At 41.0% G+C, this 19,269-nt stretch carries 17 protein-coding genes; 8 read left to right on the top strand and 9 right to left on the bottom strand.

The window, feature by feature from the left end; all coding sequences use genetic code 11:
• Positions 1-29: 29 nt before the first annotated feature.
• The 9 genes from L0P88_RS18070 to L0P88_RS18035 all read right to left on the bottom strand — a co-directional run bounded on the left by L0P88_RS18070 (position 30) and on the right by L0P88_RS18035 (position 9,734).
• Positions 30-1,235 carry a FecR family protein gene (locus L0P88_RS18070; RefSeq protein ID WP_247131307.1) on the bottom strand — a complete coding sequence of 402 codons (1,206 nt, stop codon included), beginning with the start codon at positions 1,233-1,235 and terminating at the stop codon, positions 30-32.
• Between the two features lie 161 nt (positions 1,236-1,396).
• Positions 1,397-1,942 carry a sigma-70 family RNA polymerase sigma factor gene (locus L0P88_RS18065; protein WP_247131306.1) on the bottom strand — a complete coding sequence of 182 codons (546 nt, stop codon included), beginning with the start codon at positions 1,940-1,942 and terminating at the stop codon, positions 1,397-1,399.
• A gap of 287 nt (positions 1,943-2,229) precedes the next feature.
• Positions 2,230-3,276: a LacI family DNA-binding transcriptional regulator gene (locus tag L0P88_RS18060; protein WP_247131305.1), complete on the bottom strand. Its 1,047-nt coding sequence runs from the start codon at positions 3,274-3,276 to the stop codon at positions 2,230-2,232.
• 73 nt (positions 3,277-3,349) lie between these two features.
• Entirely contained in the window at positions 3,350-4,543 is a 1,194-nt protein-coding gene (locus tag L0P88_RS18055) for a Gfo/Idh/MocA family protein (RefSeq protein ID WP_247131304.1), read from the bottom strand.
• Between the two features lie 6 nt (positions 4,544-4,549).
• Entirely contained in the window at positions 4,550-5,878 is a 1,329-nt protein-coding gene (locus L0P88_RS18050; RefSeq protein ID WP_247131303.1) for a Gfo/Idh/MocA family protein, read from the bottom strand.
• A gap of 9 nt (positions 5,879-5,887) precedes the next feature.
• A complete protein-coding gene (locus tag L0P88_RS18045; protein ID WP_409557734.1) occupies positions 5,888-7,222 on the bottom strand; it encodes a DUF1080 domain-containing protein in 1,335 nt (444 codons plus the stop codon).
• Positions 7,223-7,337: 115 nt separating this feature from the next.
• Positions 7,338-7,658 carry a glucuronate isomerase gene (locus L0P88_RS24175; protein WP_409557692.1) on the bottom strand — a complete coding sequence of 107 codons (321 nt, stop codon included), beginning with the start codon at positions 7,656-7,658 and terminating at the stop codon, positions 7,338-7,340.
• A complete protein-coding gene (gene uxuA / locus L0P88_RS18040) occupies positions 7,658-8,842 on the bottom strand; it encodes a mannonate dehydratase (protein WP_247131301.1) in 1,185 nt (394 codons plus the stop codon). The genes L0P88_RS24175 and uxuA overlap by 1 nt, the downstream gene beginning before the upstream one ends.
• A gap of 37 nt (positions 8,843-8,879) precedes the next feature.
• Positions 8,880-9,734, bottom strand: coding sequence for an SDR family oxidoreductase (locus tag L0P88_RS18035; RefSeq protein WP_247131300.1), 855 nt, complete (start codon positions 9,732-9,734; stop codon positions 8,880-8,882).
• 510 nt (positions 9,735-10,244) lie between these two features.
• Between L0P88_RS18035 and L0P88_RS18030 the strand changes: the two genes are divergently transcribed.
• The 8 genes from L0P88_RS18030 to L0P88_RS17995 all read left to right on the top strand — a co-directional run bounded on the left by L0P88_RS18030 (position 10,245) and on the right by L0P88_RS17995 (position 19,142).
• Entirely contained in the window at positions 10,245-10,916 is a 672-nt protein-coding gene (locus tag L0P88_RS18030; protein ID WP_247131299.1) for an NUDIX hydrolase, read from the top strand.
• Positions 10,917-11,033: 117 nt separating this feature from the next.
• Positions 11,034-11,513, top strand: coding sequence for a hypothetical protein (locus L0P88_RS18025; protein WP_247131298.1), 480 nt, complete (start codon positions 11,034-11,036; stop codon positions 11,511-11,513).
• 154 nt (positions 11,514-11,667) lie between these two features.
• Positions 11,668-12,288: a hypothetical protein gene (locus L0P88_RS18020; protein ID WP_247131297.1), complete on the top strand. Its 621-nt coding sequence runs from the start codon at positions 11,668-11,670 to the stop codon at positions 12,286-12,288.
• Between the two features lie 67 nt (positions 12,289-12,355).
• Positions 12,356-12,988: a hypothetical protein gene (locus L0P88_RS18015; RefSeq protein WP_247131296.1), complete on the top strand. Its 633-nt coding sequence runs from the start codon at positions 12,356-12,358 to the stop codon at positions 12,986-12,988.
• Positions 12,989-13,360: 372 nt separating this feature from the next.
• On the top strand, positions 13,361-13,909 hold the full coding sequence (locus L0P88_RS18010) for an RNA polymerase sigma factor (RefSeq protein WP_247131295.1): 549 nt from the start codon (positions 13,361-13,363) through the stop codon (positions 13,907-13,909).
• A 1-nt stretch (position 13,910) separates the two neighbouring features.
• Positions 13,911-14,588 carry a tetratricopeptide repeat protein gene (locus tag L0P88_RS18005; RefSeq protein WP_247131294.1) on the top strand — a complete coding sequence of 226 codons (678 nt, stop codon included), beginning with the start codon at positions 13,911-13,913 and terminating at the stop codon, positions 14,586-14,588.
• Positions 14,589-14,793: 205 nt separating this feature from the next.
• Entirely contained in the window at positions 14,794-16,155 is a 1,362-nt protein-coding gene (locus L0P88_RS18000; protein WP_247131293.1) for a S8 family peptidase, read from the top strand.
• Positions 16,156-16,319: 164 nt separating this feature from the next.
• Positions 16,320-19,142, top strand: a complete 2,823-nt coding sequence (locus tag L0P88_RS17995; protein ID WP_247131292.1) for a CHAT domain-containing protein — start codon at positions 16,320-16,322, stop codon at positions 19,140-19,142.
• Positions 19,143-19,269 lie beyond the last annotated feature (127 nt).

Below are 19,269 nucleotides of genomic sequence, written 5' to 3'. Positions count from 1 at the left end.
TCAATTCATTGGCTTCTTTTTTAGTTATATTAATTTGACTCAGTTTGCCGTTTTGTGATTGCTATTTCTTTTCCCATAACCTGGTAATCAATAGGGACTACTTTGGCCAAGTGGTGAATCACCTCTTCTACATTTTCAACATTAACATCGAAAGTGGCATCGTACCGCTTGCCCTTAAAGTCTTGGGCATTAAAATCAATGGTCACGTCATAGGCCCGCTCCAATTTCGCTACAATGGTTTCAAACCTGTTATTTCTAAAAATGAGCTCCCCATTGACCCAACTGGTGTACAATCTTATGTTGGCCGGAGCAATATCAATATTCCGATCGGCACTGCTCCACTCTGCCTTATGGCCAGGTTTTAGAACCAACTCCCCCTGTTTTGAATCACTTGAGGAAAGGGCCACCGAACCTTCTACCAAAACGGTTTCAACATCGACCCCTTCCGCATATGTTGACACATTGAATTCCGTGCCCAATACTTTGATATGGAACCCATCAGAAAAGGAAACCGTAAAAGGCCTAGTACTGTCTTTCTCTACTTTAAAATAGGCCTCTCCGGTGATGGTGACGTCCCTAGCGCCCTTTGCGGAAAAAGCAATGGGGTATTTCATATGGGTACCCGCATTCAGGCTTACCTTGGTTCCGTCGGATAAAATCACATCGAACCTTTTCCCAAGGGGAACTGTTAATTCATTGTAGACAAGCTCCTTTTCTGTGCTTTTTGTCCCATCTTGTGAATAATCAAGTACTTTTCCTTTTTGGACACCAATGGGATTTCCATCGTTATCAAACATAACCATCTCTGAATCCTGTTCTTCAGAAAGTACTTTTTTACTACCGTCCGCTTGTGTCAAGATTATCCGGTCTTTGTCCAAATCCAGGGTCGGGTCAATATCTTGATTGCGGGATGTATGCCAATTATAAAAGGAAATGGATGCTACAACTCCACCAATGAAGATGGCAGCATACTTTAATATGTTCTTCTTGCCAAACAAAACCTTTCTATTTGTTTCGCCATCCGTTATGTCAAGCTTGTTCTTTAACAATTCCCAGTTGACTTCCAAATCCGTGGAATCCATTATTGCGATGGCCTCTTCGATCAACCCTTGTTCTTGAAGCTGAACAAGAAGTTCGATTTCTTCTTTTCGTAAAGAAGATTTCAATGAATCTGAAAGGCTGCCCCCATCAAAAATTTGATGTAAAGCACTACGGAAAGTGTTTGTTTTGTCCATTTGTTAGTTATATGTTCCGGAATGTTTAAAAAATAGCTACAAAAAATTATCTTTTTTTTAATTTATCGCAACATTGTAGGGCAACATAAAAAAAATACAGCCCTATTTTTATGAAATTGGCAAGTCTATTTTTGAAACCGGTAAGAAAAAGCGTAATCGAATTAAAAAAAGTACGTCAGGAAAAACGTAAGAAGTATAATGGCCGATACTTTGTCCATTTCCAATTTTCTTATGAACTCGTATGTTCTTTGCATTTGTGCCTTTACCGTATTTAGCGATATATTCCGCATTTCGGCAATTTCTTTATAACTAAGTCCTCCCAATACATAATCCAAAAAAATATTTCTCCTTGATTCTGGAATGGATTGGATGATTTCATGCATCTTATTTACTTGGTCATTGACCAAGGTGCCATTCTCGTTGGGCAGAAGAGGGGGGTAATGAATAAGTTTACTTAGGGATTGCCTTTCTCTTTCTTTTGTCTGAAGCTGTTTGAAACTAAGCTTTTTGACTGCAGAAATTGCGTAGGATTTGAAATTTTTATGAATTGCTAAAGTTTCCTTTTTTTTCCATAGTGTTTCGAAAAAAGTGTGGACAATATCCTCGGAAGCACTTCTATCCTTTACAATGGTCAATGAAACGAGAACCAAGTGAATATAATTCTCTTTATATAACTTTTCAAATGCTTCCTGATTAATTTTTTTCATATCCTGCAGTGTCTTCTTTTCTATAAATTACACTTCATTACTACCAAAAAAATTACTTATGAGTAATCTAAAATAGAGGTCTTAAGGTCATTACATACTTTCAAAGAATATTCACGTAGTAAAGGATTCCGATACCAGCTTCCACTTGTGTAATACTTTTCTTTCAGCAAAAAGAAATATAATTTAAGATAACATTAATTTTACATAATTTCCTTTTTCTTGGTTAAAATTTGATTTCAATATTCAAAAGCAAAACCGCATTTGTGTTATCAATTAGGCAAAAACCGTTAGGTGTTGGTCTTCATCTTAACTTGTTTCGTTGACTCCCTTATAATCATTTTGTGACGAATCTTAATTTGTCTGCAAGCCGGGCCAACCCCACTTTTGGTCATTCTTAATGCAAGCACATCCAATGCCCTTTTTCCCAATTGTTCCGCATTCTGACTTACCATGGTCAGCGACGGATAAATGTTTTTTGAAATTTCACTGTTGGTAAAGCCAATAATTGAAATATCCTGTGGAATTTTATAGCCGTTTCGTTGCAAATAGCTATGCGTTTTTATTGTGGCGAGTTCATCGGCAATGATAAATGCGTCAATAAAATCCTTTTGTAGAAGGCTTCCCAATCTCTTTTCTAGCTCATCAGATCCGTTCATTTCAACCACTTTTCCCCTTAGTCCATTACCACCGATAGCTTTCAGGGTTTTGCATTCTTCCTTGAACCCATACATCCTATTTTTACTTACACTGGTTGGTTTAATGGTGGTAAGGAAAACGATATTTCTGCAGCCAGTGGATACCAGATGTCTAAGTGCCGATTTACTGGCTTCAATATTGTCAAGTTCCACTTTGTCACATTCCATTACGTCACAGACACGGTCTACCATTACTACGGGGATATATTTTCTTAGCTGGGCTATGTGGTCATAACTTCCCAAGTTTTGTGTCTGTTTTGACAGTGAAATAATAAGTCCATCCACAGAGTGATCAATAAAACCGGCAATAAGTTTCTTTTCTGTCCTTAGGGATTCATTTGAAAAACAGATATAACTTTTTAAACCTCTTTCTTTGGCACGGGATGCGGCACCTTGCACCATTCTTGAGAAAAATGAACTGGATATTTCCGGCACAATAATCCCTATCGAGCCAGACCTTTTACTTTTTAATGCCCTGGCCGTATTATTGGCTTTATACCCTTTTTTAATAGCGATTCTCTTGATATGCAAACGCGTACCAATACTTATCTCAGGGCTCCCATTTAGTGCTTTGGATACGGTAGACGTGGACACACCTGCTATTTCTGCTATTTCCTTTATGGTAATGTCGTAACCCATTTTTACATTACATTGAATACGTTTGAGGATTTTACCCCAAAACTTACTTGCAGTGTGGTAGACTTTTAAACGATCAAGATATTTGCTTTACTAAGTTTGTGTTTTTGGCAACAATTTTATTCCCGTACATGGCATCCAATCCCATTTGGACACAGAGGGCAGTTTTTGCGCCAGTTACTGCATCGGAAATTGGCGGTTTACTATTCACAATACTGTCCCTAAAATCCATTAATGCCTGTTTACTTGGTTCCGTATGTTCCATCGCTATTGGAACTCCTTTTCCTTCTGCCCAGTTCGTGGTAGCTCCTGAAACCCCATCTACTTCCCCAACTTTCTTTTCATAATCACCTTCAGGGTAAAACCATGCTTTTGCATAACTTAAAATAATCGATCCTTTATCGCCCATGACCTTTATTCTATAATCCCCCATGGCGTTACTTGTAAGACAGGTAAATTTGGCTTTGACCCCATTTGGGTAACTATACACAAGATGAATATTGTCATAGGTTTCCCGACCATCTTTCCAGTAATCAATACCGCCAATCCCCATTACCTGTTCGGGCATTTCCCCCAATACCCAATTGACAAAATCTATCTGATGGGAGCAAAGTTCCGCCAGGAGCCCGCCCGAGTATTCACGATACATACGCCAGTTAATTTGCCGCTCCCATTTTTCATCTGGCACTGGTCGTCTCCAATTGCCATTACGGTTCCATTGACATTCAAATGCCGCTATTTTTCCTATTTTCCCATTATTTATAAGGTTTACCACGTGCGAGTATAATCTTGAACTATGGTATTGATGACCGGTTTGAAATATTCCCTTTGAGCTCTTTTCCTTATCGATCAATTTTTGGATGGCATCATACCCCTTTACCAGTGTCTTTTCGCAGAAAACGTGCTTTGCAGCATCAAGGGCATCCATAGCAATTTCGGCATGCGTATTGAATGGCGTCGCTATCAAAACCGCATCGATATCGGTATTGTCCAACAACCGGCGATAATCAGCATGCCCCGTAATGGGGGCATCCGCAATGGCCAAACCTTCTTGAAGGCGAAATGGAAGACTATCACAGCAGGCAACCACATTGAGACCTTCAAGTTGTTGAATGACCTTAAAAAGCCCCTGGCCACGATCCCCAGTCCCTATTATTCCAATGTTTATGGAGTTATTGGCTCCAATACATGATGAACTCCACAGGGAACTTGAACAGGTAAGGGCCGTGGTCGTTAAAGCGCTTTTTGTGATAAAACTCCTTCGTTTCAAGATAGTTTACAATTTTGGTTCCCAACCTTTTTCGTATTCACGTTTCCAATTCGCCATAGCGGCATTGCTGTTCAATACTTTGCCGGTTTTTGTGTCGATCTCCAGGGTTTGCCCGGCATCTTGTGCCATATTCCCCAAATGGCAGAGCATCGTGGAGATGCTGGCATCGGCAATGGGAGAGTTCATTACCACATCCTTTCTGATGGCATCAATAAAATTCGACACATGGGAAAGGTCCAAAGCACCTATTCCTTGAGTGTCCAAAGTTGCGCTTTGGGATCTTTCAAATTCATATTTAATGGGATTTCCCTGAAGATCATACAGCTTGTAAAAATTACGGCTCAATTCCATAGATCCCTTGCTCCCGTAAATAGTGACTCCGCGCCCTGGCCGTTCCGGTTTCATTATACCACGGCTGTGTCCGTTCCAAGTAATGAATTTGTTATCGTTAAAAGCAAATGTCAACTGTTGATTGTCCACAAACTCCCAATCGTCGTCATAGGTATATTTTCCTCCAAACGAGGTTACCGTTTTTGGGAGATCCACACCTAATGCCCAGCGACAGATATCAATTTCGTGTGTACCGTTGTTATGTACTTCTCCCGTACCCCAATTGCGGAACCAATGCCAGTTATAGGGATGTATATTATCCCGGTAATTTTCCCTGGGAGCTGGTCCTTGCCAGAGGTCCCAATCCAAGGTTTTAGGGACATCAATGGAATTACCTTTGCCTATTGAGCCTCTATTGTTGGAGTAGTAGGCCTCCCCTTTGTAGACTTCACCAATAATTCCTTCCCTAATTTCTTTAATGGCCGATTTGGAGGTTTCAGCCGATCGCTGTTGGTTGCCCATTTGCACTTTTTTGTTGTACTTCTTTTGGGCTGCCACCAGCAAATCGTTTTCATAGGGATTATGGCTACATGGTTTTTCTACATATACATGTTTTCCCGCTTGTAGGGCCATAATGGCCATGGGGGCATGCCAGTGCTCCGGTGTTGCGATAAAAACGGCATCAACATCCTTATCTTCCAATATTTTGCGAAAATCCTTTTCCACTTTGGGCACATAACCTATCTTCTCTTGACACCATGCATTATTGGCTTCAATAATTAAATCGTCTACATCGCAGTTATAAATAAGCCTGGCATTGGGGTTGGCATGAATAGCCAATATATGCGCCTTGGCCCTACTTCTAACCCCTATTACGGCACAGTTGACCTGTTCATTTGCACCCAATATGTTAGCATTGATCATGCTGGGCATGAGCATTCCGCCCAAGGATATCCCCGTACCCCCGATAGCAGTTTTTCTGATGAAGTCCCTTCGTGTTCCCATAATTCTTACTTAGTTTATCGGTCTAATTTTGATGTTCTTGAAGCTCACGTAATCGCCATGATCTTGTAATAGGATGTGCCCCCTATCGGCTTCACCAAAATTAGGCCATTTTACATATTTGCTTTCAGCGACCAGTTTTCGGTAGGCTTTGCTCTTTCGTTCGTATTCCAAAACTTTTGCGCCATTCAACCAGTGTTCTACATGGTTTTCTTTCGAGATGATATAAGCTGTATTCCATTCTCCAATAGGATTGACAGGTTTCTTCGTATCTGCCTGTATCAAATCATACAGGGAAGCCACTGTTCGGCTTCCTTCATGATTGCCCAATTTCGCATCCGGATGTCGTTCATCGTCCAAAATCTGGAATTCCAACCCAATGGAAGACCCTGGCCCTCTGTTCAAATCCGTATCCACGTAATATTTGATGCCACTATTGGCCCCTTCGGTGAGCTTGAAATCTACTTTTAACTCAAAATCGCCATACAAATCGGTCGTTACGATATCGCCCCCAGCCCTTGACTCGGCCCCGCCAGAAGATAGTACCGAAAGCTCTCCATCCTTGATTTCCCATCCCGCTTCGGGAAAATCGTCCAATCGTGCTCCTCGCCAACCATTGGTGGTCTCTCCATCCCATAACAATTTCCAACCGGATTCGGATTCGTTCTTGGTGAGTTGGTTTTTGGTGACTATTGGGGATAATGGTGATTTTTTAGCGTACTGTGAAAGGCTATCCGTAAGAATTTTTATATCCCTCCATTGAACCTCAGTTCCTTCCTTTTTATCCTTGTTTATACTGTGGACTTGTAGGGCAATAAAACCACTTGCCGTTTTTTCATCCACCAAATGTGAAGTTGGCACGCCATTGACCCATGTTTTAAGGGTATCCCCAATGGCTTCAATTCGATAATGATTCCAATCGTTTTGTTTGAAAGCCTTTTGCCCCTCGGGATTATTTTCCAAAGTATGTAACCAACCGCGTCTTGCTTCATCATAAATGCCACCGCTCCAAGCACGGTCAGAAGGATCTATTTCTACCTGATAGCCATGTACCCTTCCATTTCTGTAATGGGGAAGACTGTTGCTCCTGATTTGAATGCCGGAGTTCATCGAGGAATCCACTTTAAATTCCAACTCCAAAATAAAATCCCCATACATTTTATCCGAAGTCAAAAATGAATTTGGGGTATCATAAATGGTGGTTCCTACAATAGTTCTTTCACGAACCTTGTATTTTGCTTCACCGCCTTTTTGCGTCCATCCGTTCAAGGTTTCGCCATCAAACAAAGCCACCCAGGGGGTATCATCTTCTTTATTTCCGGCGCAAGCCGAAATGATCAAGGCCATTAAAAGTGTTATTACTCGAAGAGTATTTTTTGTTTTTTTCATTTTATCACTAATTAGTTCTCACTGCTATTAAGGTTTTGGTTTTATAACTCAAAAAGGTCGGGTAGTCATAGGCTTAATTGTTGAAAATAGGCAATCGAAAAAAGGCTACCACAATTGCCAAAAACAAGGGGAGCAAGGAGCGTACTACTTTTTTAATTGTGGTTTTTACCAACCCAACCCCAACAAATGGCACTAAGCCTATGGGCGGTGAACACCTCGTCCTCCACTTGTAATAATCCCTTGCCAACCAAGCTTCAGCCAAATTTTTGAACTGGTACTCCCTGGCTATTTGTTCTGATGGACAATCAATGATGGACATACTTTTTGCGTAGCGGTGGTACAATTCCTCAGCTAGTTGGGTTTTTGGCAAAAAGTTCCCTGTTATGATTACCATCAGGTCAACGATTTTTCAATTCCGTACATCAATCCCCGTAATTCGGCGAGGCCCCGTAAACGGCCGATGGCCGAGTAGCCCGGATTGGTTTTTTTCTGTAAATCATCCAACATTTGATGTCCATGGTCGGGGCGCATGGGCATTCGTTGGTTTTTTGATTTTTCCTTTATTCTTTTCCGTTGTTCCAGCAGTAATTCCCTCATTACTCCATACATGTCCACATCACCATCAAGATGGTCCGCTTCATGAAAGTTTCCGTCGCTGTCCCTTTTCGTACTTCTAAGGTGGACAAAGTTTATTCTATCGGCCAGCCGTTTGGCCATCCCTACCAAATCATTGTCGGCACGAACCCCATAAGACCCCGTACAAAAACATAGTCCATTATGGGGACTATCGTATGCCCTTAACATTTCCATGGCATCATTTTCCGTGCTGACCACCCTGGGCAACCCGAGGATGGAGAACGGTGGATCATCTGGATGTATGGCCATTAAAACACCAGCCTCTTCGGCTACTGGAACGATTGCTTTTATAAACTCAAATAGGTTTTGACGTAAATCGTGCGCTGTTATGCCATTGTAAGTATTGAGTACGGATTGAAACTCCTCAAGGGAATAGCCTTCTTCGGACCCAGGGAGACCAGCAATGATATTTTTGGAAAGATTGTTACGGTCTTCCTCGTTCATTCTTTCATAGGCGAATTTGGCCATGGCCCATTCTTCTTTGCTGTACAGCGCTTCCGCACCGGGCCGTTTTAGGATAAAAAGCTCAAAAGCCGCAAACTCAACCGCATTGAAACGCAATGCCAGGGACCCATCTTTCATCCTGAAGGATAGATCCGTTCGCGTCCAATCCAAAACAGGCATGAAATTGTAGCAAACCGTATCGATACCACATTCACCGAGGTTTCTGATACTTTGCCTATAATTTGCCACATAGCTGATATACTCCCCTTCGCGTTTCTTAATGTCTTCGTGCACAGGGATACTTTCCACTACCGACCAGGTAAGCCCGGACCTTTCTAGCTGTTCCTTTCTTTTCTGAATCTCTTCTATGGGCCAAACCCCACCATTGGGTATATGGTGTAAGGCCGTTACCACACCGGTCGCCCCGGCTTGTTTGATATCGGTAAGGGAAACCGGGTCATTGGGACCGTACCATCGCCATGTTTGCTCTAAACCCACTTTACTTCTTTTTATAAATCCTTCAACTTCAATAACATTATACACCACTAAATGCACTAAACCCTCCGTCAATCGGAACCACGATACCGGTCACAAACTTTGATTGGTCGCTGCAGAGCCATAAAGTGGTACCTACCAAATCTTCCGGTTCACCAAAACAACCCATGGGAGTTTGATCGATTATGGTCTTTCCCCGTTGGGTCAATTCCCCATTTTCCTTTGTAAGGAGTGTTCGGTTCTGATCGGTCAGAAAAAAACCCGGTGCCAAGGCATTCACCCGAATACCTACTTTTGAAAAATGCACGGCGAGCCATTGTGTAAAATTCGAAACAGCAGCTTTGGCCCCACTATAAGCCGGTATTTTGGTCAAAGGAATAAACGCGTTCATTGATGAAATGTTCAAAACACTACAACCGGTTCGCCCCACCATACCCCGTGAAAAAATCTGTGTTGGTAAAAGCGTACCTATAAAATTTAGATTGAATACGAATTGGATGGCTCCAATATCCAAATCAAAAAAGGTTTTGACCCCCTCAATAGCATTTTTTAAATCGTCTTCATGCAGGTGAGGATTGCTCGTTGTCCCCGATGGATGGTTTCCACCAGCCCCATTGACGAGTATATCACATGCCCCAAAATGTGCGGTGACCGCATCACAGGCCGTTTGTAGACTTTCTTGATTCAAGACGTCCGCCTGAACTGCAATTGCTTCGCCACCTGCTTTATTGATTTGCTCCGCAACCACTTCTGCCGGTTCTTTTTTTAAATCCAATACGGCCAGTTTAGCCCCTTGTTCGGCAAGGCCTAGGGCTATGGTGCTACATAAAATACCACCACCTCCGGTGACAACCACTACCTTGCCTTTTAAGTCTTTGTGCCTTGGATTTTTCATTGGTCTAGGTTATTGTTCTTAGTGCTAAAAAGTATTCTGTGTTTTGTGTGTACTTTTTACACAGTTATAAATATATATATTTTATGACCATCCCAATGTTAAAAAGTCAGAATATCTTTAGATTACGTATGGAAATAACAAAAAAGAAAGATTTTTAGTACAACAATCATTGGCAATGATTAACGATTTCAATGCTTACGGGTTTGGACGTACGTTACCGAAACTTAAAGTTTGCTCCGGACAAACCATCATCTTGATTACCCTTAAACATGCCTGCCAATGAATCGGTACAATTGAAGCTTACTACATTTTTTCCATCTCTTCCACAGACAACCGCAGATCATGTAAACAATCACATTCAAAGCCATAAATACCCATTGCTTTTTCGGCATTGCCATACTGTCCAACAAATAGTTGGATACTCTTTTTTAATGTTCTGTGTATATTTAGCGTAGATACCAAAGGAGTAATCCTTTTTTCATCCCTCCCTCAAAAACTAGTTCATAGAAGATGACTAAACCAGATAATCTACAGAACATTCAAGTCAGGAAAGACTCTTTTGAATGTTCTGTTACAGCAGATATAACGGTCTTTGGATATGTTGATGGTAAACTCAAGATATTATTGATCAAAAGATCGTTCGGCTACTACAAAAACCATTGGCATGTGCCAGGGGGTGTAATGGAAAGGAATGAAACCATAGAAGATTGTGCAGCCAAAGTCTTGTTTGTCCTTACTGGGTTTAAGAACATTCATTTTGAACAGGTTAAGACATACACTGCCCTGGATAGGCACCCCATAAAAAGAGTGATTACCGTTTGTTTTTATGCATTGGTAAAACCCGAAAATCACCCACTGACATTAAAAGATACTATAACAAGTATAGATTGGTTTGACATGGATAACCTTCCAGAAAAATTTGGTTACGATCATAAAAAACTTGTTGAAGTAGCCTATTCGTTTGTTCGAAACAACCTTAGGGATAAACTTATTGTGGGTGAATTATTGCCAAAAAAATTCACTTTCCAGGAGCTTCAAAATTTATATGAGGACATCTTGAATGTTAAATTGGACAAAAGAAATTTTAGGAAACGAATTTCCCAAATGGATGTTCTGGTCAATACCGGGGAGAAAAAACAAGGGGTACAGGGGGGACCCTTTTTATATCAATTAAAGTCGTAAATTCTTAAATGATAGTCCTATCCCCTACAACTTATACTGAATCCATTATTTAATTCTCCATAATAGCTTCAAGCTACGGTTTTAGATGCCGAACCGCTGTGGATTATAACTTGTTAGGTGCCTTTAGATACCACAAAAAATAGGACAATAAGTTTAATCATTGGATTTACTGAATATGACACGAAGAAAATTTACTGCAAAGTTCAAGACCAAGATAACTCCTGGACAGTAAATATTGATGACTTGGGGTTGAGTTATGGGTTTTATGTACCATATCGGGGTAAATTAATAATTGAAAATGCAGAATTTGGCAGAAGCTGTGTTACAATTCCTAAGAAAATAAGAAATGTAATAGGAAACCTAGAGTCTATTACCAAAACTCGGGCCAATACATTATTTAATCTTGCTTGGAAGTCCGCAATCATAATCACAGAATCAGAACTGGAGGGAAATTCCAAAAACATTATAGATCTCAAGAGAATTACGCGAAAAAACCTTCAAAGTACTATCAAAAGCTGGGGAGGTTCTATGGCAACATTTACGGTTGGTCCCTGTAGAAGTGGTGTTGCTGTTTCAAAAGCAAGATATTGCTTCTAGTTAACAATTTTATTTCAATAAAATAGGATGCCAAATATGAACTTAAGGATTTAGGCTCATTATTTTCTATATTAGTTTTGGATTGATTGACTAGCAAATGATTTTGAACAGTTCGATACGGTTTATCCTTCTCATATTAATTTCATCAAATGCAATGGGTCAAGAATTGAATGGTTTATGGAAACACATTAACTACGAAAAAAATTTTCTCAGTAATCTTAGAGATGAGATAATTGAATTCTCAGATACAAAAATTACTAGATATCGATTTGATTCGGAATTTGATTTTGTCCATCATGGTAAGGAGGAAAGAAACCAAACCATAATCAGGAACTGGCAGGCAAAATATGAACTGCTGGATGACAATCATCTTAAAATCATATACAAAGCAGAGGTAAATGGCATTATCGTTGATTTACCAAAAGTCTACGTAAAACTAGTTCCAACGATATTCGAAGAGGATAAAGAAAAACTTTTAAGTATTGTTAATTCTTCTTCTTATGAGGTTTACTTCACTGATGGAAAAACAATATTGACTTTTGGAAGAACTTTAGAAATAGACGAAATTCCTCATTTAGGTGAAAGAAATGTGCTGGGAGATGAATTGAGAATCGAGAATATTGATGATTACTATTTTGTTACTTCTTACCTACACGGTAGGGATAGAATCCATGCAATTCCTATAAAATCCATAGATTCCGAGACTATCGTTCTCTACGGAATTTCCCTTTCAGATACTATATTTAAAGCAATTAGGCAAACTCAGAGATATTAGTTTCATAGAGGAGAATTTAAATTAAAAAAAAGAAGTCCTGTGACCTTGTATGCAACCGATTTTTTTAATGATAATTTCAAGTACGTTGTCAGTAAATACCCATAATTTCAATGGTGTATGGTTAAGGTTGGATTCAAACTTCAATGAATTGGTCTTTCCCAAAACCAATATTCTTATCATTCAAGAAAATGAAATTCTTTCTTATGAATTTGATGAATTGGAAGAAGAATTTAAGGGTAGTCCCAAGGATTTTTTTGAGAGTTCCGGAACTGAGTTTAATACCAAGTTTATATGGTATTCAAATACTCATCTTCTTGTAAAACTGAAAGTGGAAAACAGAGAGGATAACGATTTACAGGAAGTTGAGCTTTTTTATGTTCGTTTGAGGCCAACTGAATCAATCAATACTATCGATATTGAAAAATTAATGCTTGATGATTATGAATTGACGTTAAATGGAATTAGAAATGTACTTCAATTTAATTCCATATATGATGTCAAGGATATTCCATATTTAAAAAAGGATTTTGTACTTGGAGAAGAATTACGATTGGAAACTTTTAAAGACATTCTCTTTCTTTGCTTCTATTTAGATGGTTTTAGGTCAACGATAATTCCCATATCAGAAATCAATGAAGATGGTTTTTTTGTCTACGGTTTTTCTAGGAAAGATGAAAAAGCATTTGCCAAGAAAATTTGAATTTGCAATTATTGTGAATTTTTCATCTGTCACCTTTTAAACCCACCTATAGGAACATCAAAAAAAATCCCCATGAAGTGATTTAAACTTTTTGCGTTTAGGCGAAAATTAGGAATTTTTTGACCATTTGAAAGCTTTTTTGAGTTGCATAGCAGGGCTACGGAAGGAAAAAAAGAAGAAAAATGGGCAAAAAAGGGCAATTTTTTAGCAAATGGAAAAAGTTTTAATCACTTCCATATAAAAAATGTCACGTTTTATACTTTTTTCCCTTATTATCATAAAGAAGCACGGTAAGGACAATTAAAAATGGGCATATAAAAACTTGTCCTTACCTTGAATAACCGTTAATGGAAATAAGGAAAACAGCCATGTATGGAACGTAAGAACTTTGGCCTGACCGAAGCATCTTTTGGGCAAATGGTCCTCGATTTAAAAGCGAACGATACCCGCTTTTTTCAACAGGTGTTTTTGGTACAGTTTAAGGAGACCCTGAACTATGTTAAACGCGAATACGGGGCAAGCCATGAAGATGCCTACGATGCCACAATGGATGCCCTTCTGGAGTTCAGAAAGCGGTTTGTGGATGGCAAGTTAAAATACGGTAATCTTCGTTTTTTGTTTACCAAAATGAGCACACAAATGTACCTACGAAACAAAAAAAGGCAACAACTTACCTATGAAGACCTGGAAACGCTAAGGGAAATTGCGGACGACCATGTTGAAGCAGGGGTACCGAAAAGTTTCAGAATGGCATGGCGGTCATTGGGGGCCAATTGCAAGCAGTTGCTGACCCAGCACTACTATGGGGCCATGCAACTGACGGAAATTGCCAGGGAATTGTCAAAATCCCCGGCAACGGTCAGAAAACAAAAAGAACGATGCATCAAAAAAATAAAGGATTTAATGTTAGAAACCTCCTAAAATGCAACAAAACGAGCGAATAAAAGAATTCTTGGCCAAAGGAACCGATATGGCCAAATTGGATGATACCTTGAAAATCTGGGTCACCCAAATCAAGGATGAAGAGCTTCGGGATGAACTGTCCCAGACCCTGGATGACCGATATGGTATCAAAAAGACCCCTGAAAAAGGTTTTGTGCTGCGGTACATCCGCCCGATCTTGGCAACTGCAGCCAGCTTGGCACTCTTGGTAACCCTGTACGTGGTCAATCAAAATGATGTATCGCCCCATGCTCTGGCGACCCAATATCTTGACTCCCAAATCCTGCAACACCCCGGGGGATTCAAAGGAATTGCCAAATCAGATGCAAATAAAACACTGGGCATACGGGCCTTTAACAATGGCGATTTTGAAAAGGCCATCCTACAATTCGAAAGGATTGTTTCACCCAATGAAGAGGACATCCATTATTTAGGGCTTGCCTATCTCAAAAATGGGCAGTACCAAAAGGCGATTGAACAGTTAAAAAATGGTACATCGGAAACTTCCCGTTTTCAAGAGGAGGCCAATTGGTTCCTGTCCCTGGCCTACGTATTGGATGGCGAGGATAAAGCTGCCAGATATAGGCTTGGGCAGATTGAAAAGGGGGAATGGCAATTTGATGAAGCCCAGGAACTTATGGAAAAATTAAAAAAATAATGTATGTCCGTAATTATGCCAGTATTTAAATTTTGTCATCAAAATTCACATTTTTGTCTCCTTGGGCGCAGTCAAAAAAACATCTCGATTGCCTGTCCGACCATGTCATTCAGGCGGGCGCTCGATGCGGCAGGAAAATCAATTACCGGCACAATCACATGGACTTAAAAAAAATAACACCTATTTTAACCTTAAAACTACTGCTATGAAAATCAGAAAAAATTTGTTTTTAGTACTGCTGATCGGGTTTGTATTGGGCATCACACTCTCCTGTAGCGACGATTTGGAAGAAGACCTCATGGAACAGGAATTGGCCCAAGGAGATGACAATGATGACGATGATGGCGATGACGACGATAAAAACAATGACGGCTCCAATGACGGCGATGACGACGACGACGATGATGACGATGATGACGATGAAGATGTTGAGATTACAAAACATCCATCATTGTATTTTGTGCGGTTGGATCCTACTATTTCGGAGGACGAGGTCGAAGATTTGTTGGACGACCTGAATTCTGAGGAAGTTTGGTTTCGTGAGGAAATTAACCTACGGTTGTGGAACACCACAGCATTTCCCTATACCGATGCACAGGGCCAGCAAGTGACCAATATCGATGGGCAAATCGCTAGTGCACGGACCAGAGCTGAACTGAACGACGTCGCTTTTAACCTTGGTTCTTCCATACAGTCGCCCCTGGCCTCCCAGGACTTGTTTTGTTTTGACGATGCGGGCAGCCTGGCCACGATAGGGAACAATGCGGTCAAAATTGCCATTTTTGATTCGGGTATTGATAAAAATGTACTGCAGACCACTGGATTTTCCCTTGATAACTTTACGGGCTACGATTATATTGATGATGATAATGAACCCAATGATGAAAACGGGCACGGTACACAGATTGCCGGACTGATTTATGGTTTGATAGGGCAAGGTCAGCAGGTCCCCTCCATTGCTTTTGATATCCGGAAAACCCATGACGGTCAGGGTATTGGTTTTGTCTCCAACCTGATTCCAGCCATTTTGGATGCTGTTAATGAGGGTGCCCAAATCCTGAACTTTAGCTTTAGCTATCAGGATGTCAATGGGGATACCCAGGATAGACCATTGCGGCTGGCCATTGATTACGCAGAGGGAAAAGGGGCCTTAATGATTGCCTCGGCCGGAAATACCAACAACGACAATGATACGGATGATATTATTTCCTTCCCGGCCTCCTATCCCAATGAAGGCATTATCTCGATTGCCTCAACAAGTTGCCAGGACAGATTGAGCGGCTTTAGCAGCTTTGGCCCCAATACGGTCGATTTGGCCTTTTTGGGGGAAAACATCCCCACCATGGATCTAAATGGTAATGAAATGGACAAATCAGGTACCTCATATACCACTGCGATTGCGACCGCAATGGCCACAATCATGGTTTCGCATGGCGGTAATGCCAATGCCATAAAATGTTCGCTTATAGAGACATCCATCTTTTCGGACGACCTAAGAGATCGGGTAGTTTCACAAGGTATTATTGATTTTACTTCGGCGCTTTCAAATATGGGTTCCTGCAACTAACCATAGTCATGGTGTAGGAAAGTATGGCTGCAAATGTAAACTAAAGACTATTTTTTGATTGCTTATAAGGGTATTGTGCAAAAAGGTTGAACGGGTCGTGTTTAAATTCGTTACTTTGGTACTGGTTTCGAATTGGGATACGCCCCGTCTAATGTTTGCCCACATTGATCAAGCTACAAGGCATACGGCTTTTTATTTTATGTTGCTTCCTAAACCACTTTGTTTTTGGTAATGAATATTTTGACAAGACCTACAGTCAAATCAATTCCAATATTGAAACAGAAGACTACGAGGCCAATTTTAGGTTGATTGATCAACTTGAGAGAGCCGATGTATTCCAGAGATTGGATTGTTACGATAAAGGCCGGATTTACCATAAAATAGGGCTTTCCTATTATTTGGCCTACCGGGAGGCCGAGGCCATTGACTATTTTGGCGACAAGGTACTTCCCCTGTGGGAGAACTGTTCAAAAGTGCCCATTAGTGAAAAGGCCAATACGATTTATAATTTAGGTATTTGCCATCAATATCTGGGGAATACCGAAGAAGCAAAGGGCTACCTTGATCAAGCGTTAAACATTTTTGAAAATACTGAAGATTATCCACCGCATCAGTTGGGGTTAAAGTATCATGGAATTGGACTCTTCTATGAATCCATCAACGACTTATTCAGGGCCCAACTCTACTTTTCCAATGCCATCAATCTCTTCGAACAGGAAAATGACATCCCGCGGAAATTCAACGCCTTGAACAGTACCGTAACTCTACACTTGGACTTTAAGGATTATAATCGAGCATCCGAATATGTTGGACAAGCCTTGGAACTCGTTAAGACCAAACCAGATTTAATGGCAACACAAGATGTGGTTCCAGTATATCTGAATGCGGCCAAGATTGCTTTTGAACAAAAGAAATATGACCGTGCCGAAACCCTGGCCAAAAGGGCATTAAGCCTTATTGACCGGCAGGGCAGTCCACAATATTATGCCATTGGTCTTGAAGTACTGGCCTTTTTACATATGGAAAAAAAGGAATTCAAGCAAGCCGAGGATATAATGCATGAAGTCCTATATATACGGAAACAGTTTTATCAAAAAGGTAGCGGATTGGAAATGATTGCCCTTACCTATGAAAATTTTGCCGAGCTATATCTAAAGCAAGGAGCGTTCTACAGGGCAAACGAACAGTTGGCAAAGGGTTTTCGTATGGTGGCACCGAATACAAAGCTTGATCAAAGAACGGTCCCTACCGTAAGCAATATAGAGATCAAGAACCAGAATACCTTGATCCGCCTAATGGAGCTAAAGACCCGTATTTTCGAACAAAAGTATAAGAAGGGAGGAGATTTGGAGTGGCTCCAACATTCCTTGGACGTACAACATAAAATTGATTCGGTGATCAAAAAAGGATTGCTCTCCCTTCAATTTGAGCAATCGAAACTTGAATTTCTGGATGTTCGGTTCCAATATTATGGCAAGGCCATACAAGATGCATTGCGGCTATACGATCTAACAGGGGACACCTATTATTTGGAGCAGGCCCATCAATTCTCGGCCAGGACCAAGGCCTTGACCTTGCAACAGGAGCTCAATCGCATCAACACCTTGCGGACCACGGCCTCAAAGACCATTCTTGAAGAGGAAAGTAGCCTTCGTGAAAGAATGAACGCGCAACAATCCCTTCTTTTTGAGGCATCCGATAACAATAGGGATTCCTTGTTACAGTCATTTCTACAGGCCCAAAATGCCCTGGATGCCTTTTTGATACGATTGGAAGAAAGGGAACCCAAATATTACAGGGAACGGTATCGGTTTTTGAAAGTTCCCCCCATCCAGGCCATACAGGAAAAGCTTCCGGGGGATTTGGCCGTACTGGAGTTTTTTGAATCCCAGGAATCCATTTATGTTTTTTGGATTTCCTCCACCCAATTTTTCAGTACAACGGTGCCGCTTACCCCAAAACTCCGAAAATGCATAGAACGGTTCACCGAACAATGTGGCAACCCCGAAATACCCTTTTCACAGACAGATTCCCAGTTCATTTTTGAGCAATTGATGGAAGAAGGACTGTCACGGCTAACAAATGTGGAGCGTCTGTGCATTATTCCCGATGGTTCGTTGCATACCCTATCTTTTGAGGTATTGCACAACGGTGGGGGCCATCTTATCGAGGACTATGCGTTCACGTACGCCTATGCCACGCAACTTCTTGGACGAAAAGGTGATAATGGGGAAATTCCTCCAGAGGACTATATGGGCTTTGCAGCTTCATATAGTAATTCGCTCAGCACAAAACTAAGGTTCAGAAAGCGTTTCTTTGGTGAAGAGGTCTTGTCGCCACTTTCACTTTCCAAAAAAGAAGTCGAACAGGCTTCCAAAATCTTTGGTGGCAAAACATTTCTCGATGACGGGGCATCCCTGGAGAATTTTTACAACAATGCCAATAATGCCCGAATTCTGCACTTGTCACTACATGGTCTGGTCGATACCGATGACCCCAGCCGATCGTGCATCATCTTTGATGATACAAAGAAGGAATTTCTACTATCCCCACCCGATCTCTATAAAAACCGCTTAGGGGCGGATTTGGTGCTATTGAGTGCCTGTCATTCAGCGAATGGCAAGATTTACAATGGAGAGGGCGTACAGGGCATGAGCAAAGCCTTTTTACTGGCAGGCTCCCAGAATGTGCTTTCCAGTCTCTGGAATGCAAGTGAGTCCAGTTCCCTGGGCATTACCCACTCTTTTTTAACATATGTGAAACAAGGTGTTCCTTTTGATTTGGCACTCCAGAAGGCCAAGCTGAACTACCTAAAAGAAGTAACACCCAGCCAACGGCATCCTTATTATTGGGCCAATTTTGTCCTGGTGGGCAAGGTTGGACCAGCCACGCGCTTTCCTTGGTACTTGATTGCTTTGGCCATGGGATCATCCCTGGTTGTTGGTATTTTCCTATACCGGTATTTTAAGCGCCCAAAAACCTCGTAAGCCCACCATTCCCTGCCGCGGGCACTCCGTCACGCTTTGGCGATCCTAGAAATTGTCACCTCTTTGGTCACGTTTCCAGCGTTTTCCCCTTATAGAAATAAACAATACAATCCCCAATTGAAAAAAA

Origin of the sequence: Muricauda sp. SCSIO 64092 (assembly GCF_023016285.1) — a bacterium.
GTDB lineage: Bacteria > Bacteroidota > Bacteroidia > Flavobacteriales > Flavobacteriaceae > Croceivirga.
This window is presented reverse-complemented; position numbering and strand designations above follow the sequence as displayed.

Excerpts from the sequence above, each read along its gene's own strand:
- L0P88_RS18070 (WP_247131307.1), bottom strand. The coding sequence starts at position 1,235 with ATGGACAAAACAAACACTTTCCGTAGTGCTTTACATCAAATTTTTGAT.
- L0P88_RS18065 (WP_247131306.1), bottom strand. The coding sequence starts at position 1,942 with ATGAAAAAAATTAATCAGGAAGCATTTGAAAAGTTATATAAAGAGAAT.
- L0P88_RS18060 (WP_247131305.1), bottom strand. The coding sequence starts at position 3,276 with ATGGGTTACGACATTACCATAAAGGAAATAGCAGAAATAGCAGGTGTG.
- L0P88_RS18050 (WP_247131303.1), bottom strand. The coding sequence starts at position 5,878 with ATGGGAACACGAAGGGACTTCATCAGAAAAACTGCTATCGGGGGTACG.
- L0P88_RS18045 (WP_409557734.1), bottom strand. The coding sequence starts at position 7,222 with ATGGCCTTGATCATTTCGGCTTGCGCCGGAAATAAAGAAGATGATACC.
- L0P88_RS24175 (WP_409557692.1), bottom strand. The coding sequence starts at position 7,658 with ATGGTAATCATAACAGGGAACTTTTTGCCAAAAACCCAACTAGCTGAG.
- L0P88_RS18035 (WP_247131300.1), bottom strand. The coding sequence starts at position 9,734 with ATGAAAAATCCAAGGCACAAAGACTTAAAAGGCAAGGTAGTGGTTGTC.
- L0P88_RS18030 (WP_247131299.1), top strand. The coding sequence starts at position 10,245 with ATGACTAAACCAGATAATCTACAGAACATTCAAGTCAGGAAAGACTCT.
- L0P88_RS18020 (WP_247131297.1), top strand. The coding sequence starts at position 11,668 with ATGGGTCAAGAATTGAATGGTTTATGGAAACACATTAACTACGAAAAA.
- L0P88_RS18015 (WP_247131296.1), top strand. The coding sequence starts at position 12,356 with ATGATAATTTCAAGTACGTTGTCAGTAAATACCCATAATTTCAATGGT.
- L0P88_RS18010 (WP_247131295.1), top strand. The coding sequence starts at position 13,361 with ATGGAACGTAAGAACTTTGGCCTGACCGAAGCATCTTTTGGGCAAATG.
- L0P88_RS18005 (WP_247131294.1), top strand. The coding sequence starts at position 13,911 with ATGCAACAAAACGAGCGAATAAAAGAATTCTTGGCCAAAGGAACCGAT.
- L0P88_RS18000 (WP_247131293.1), top strand. The coding sequence starts at position 14,794 with ATGAAAATCAGAAAAAATTTGTTTTTAGTACTGCTGATCGGGTTTGTA.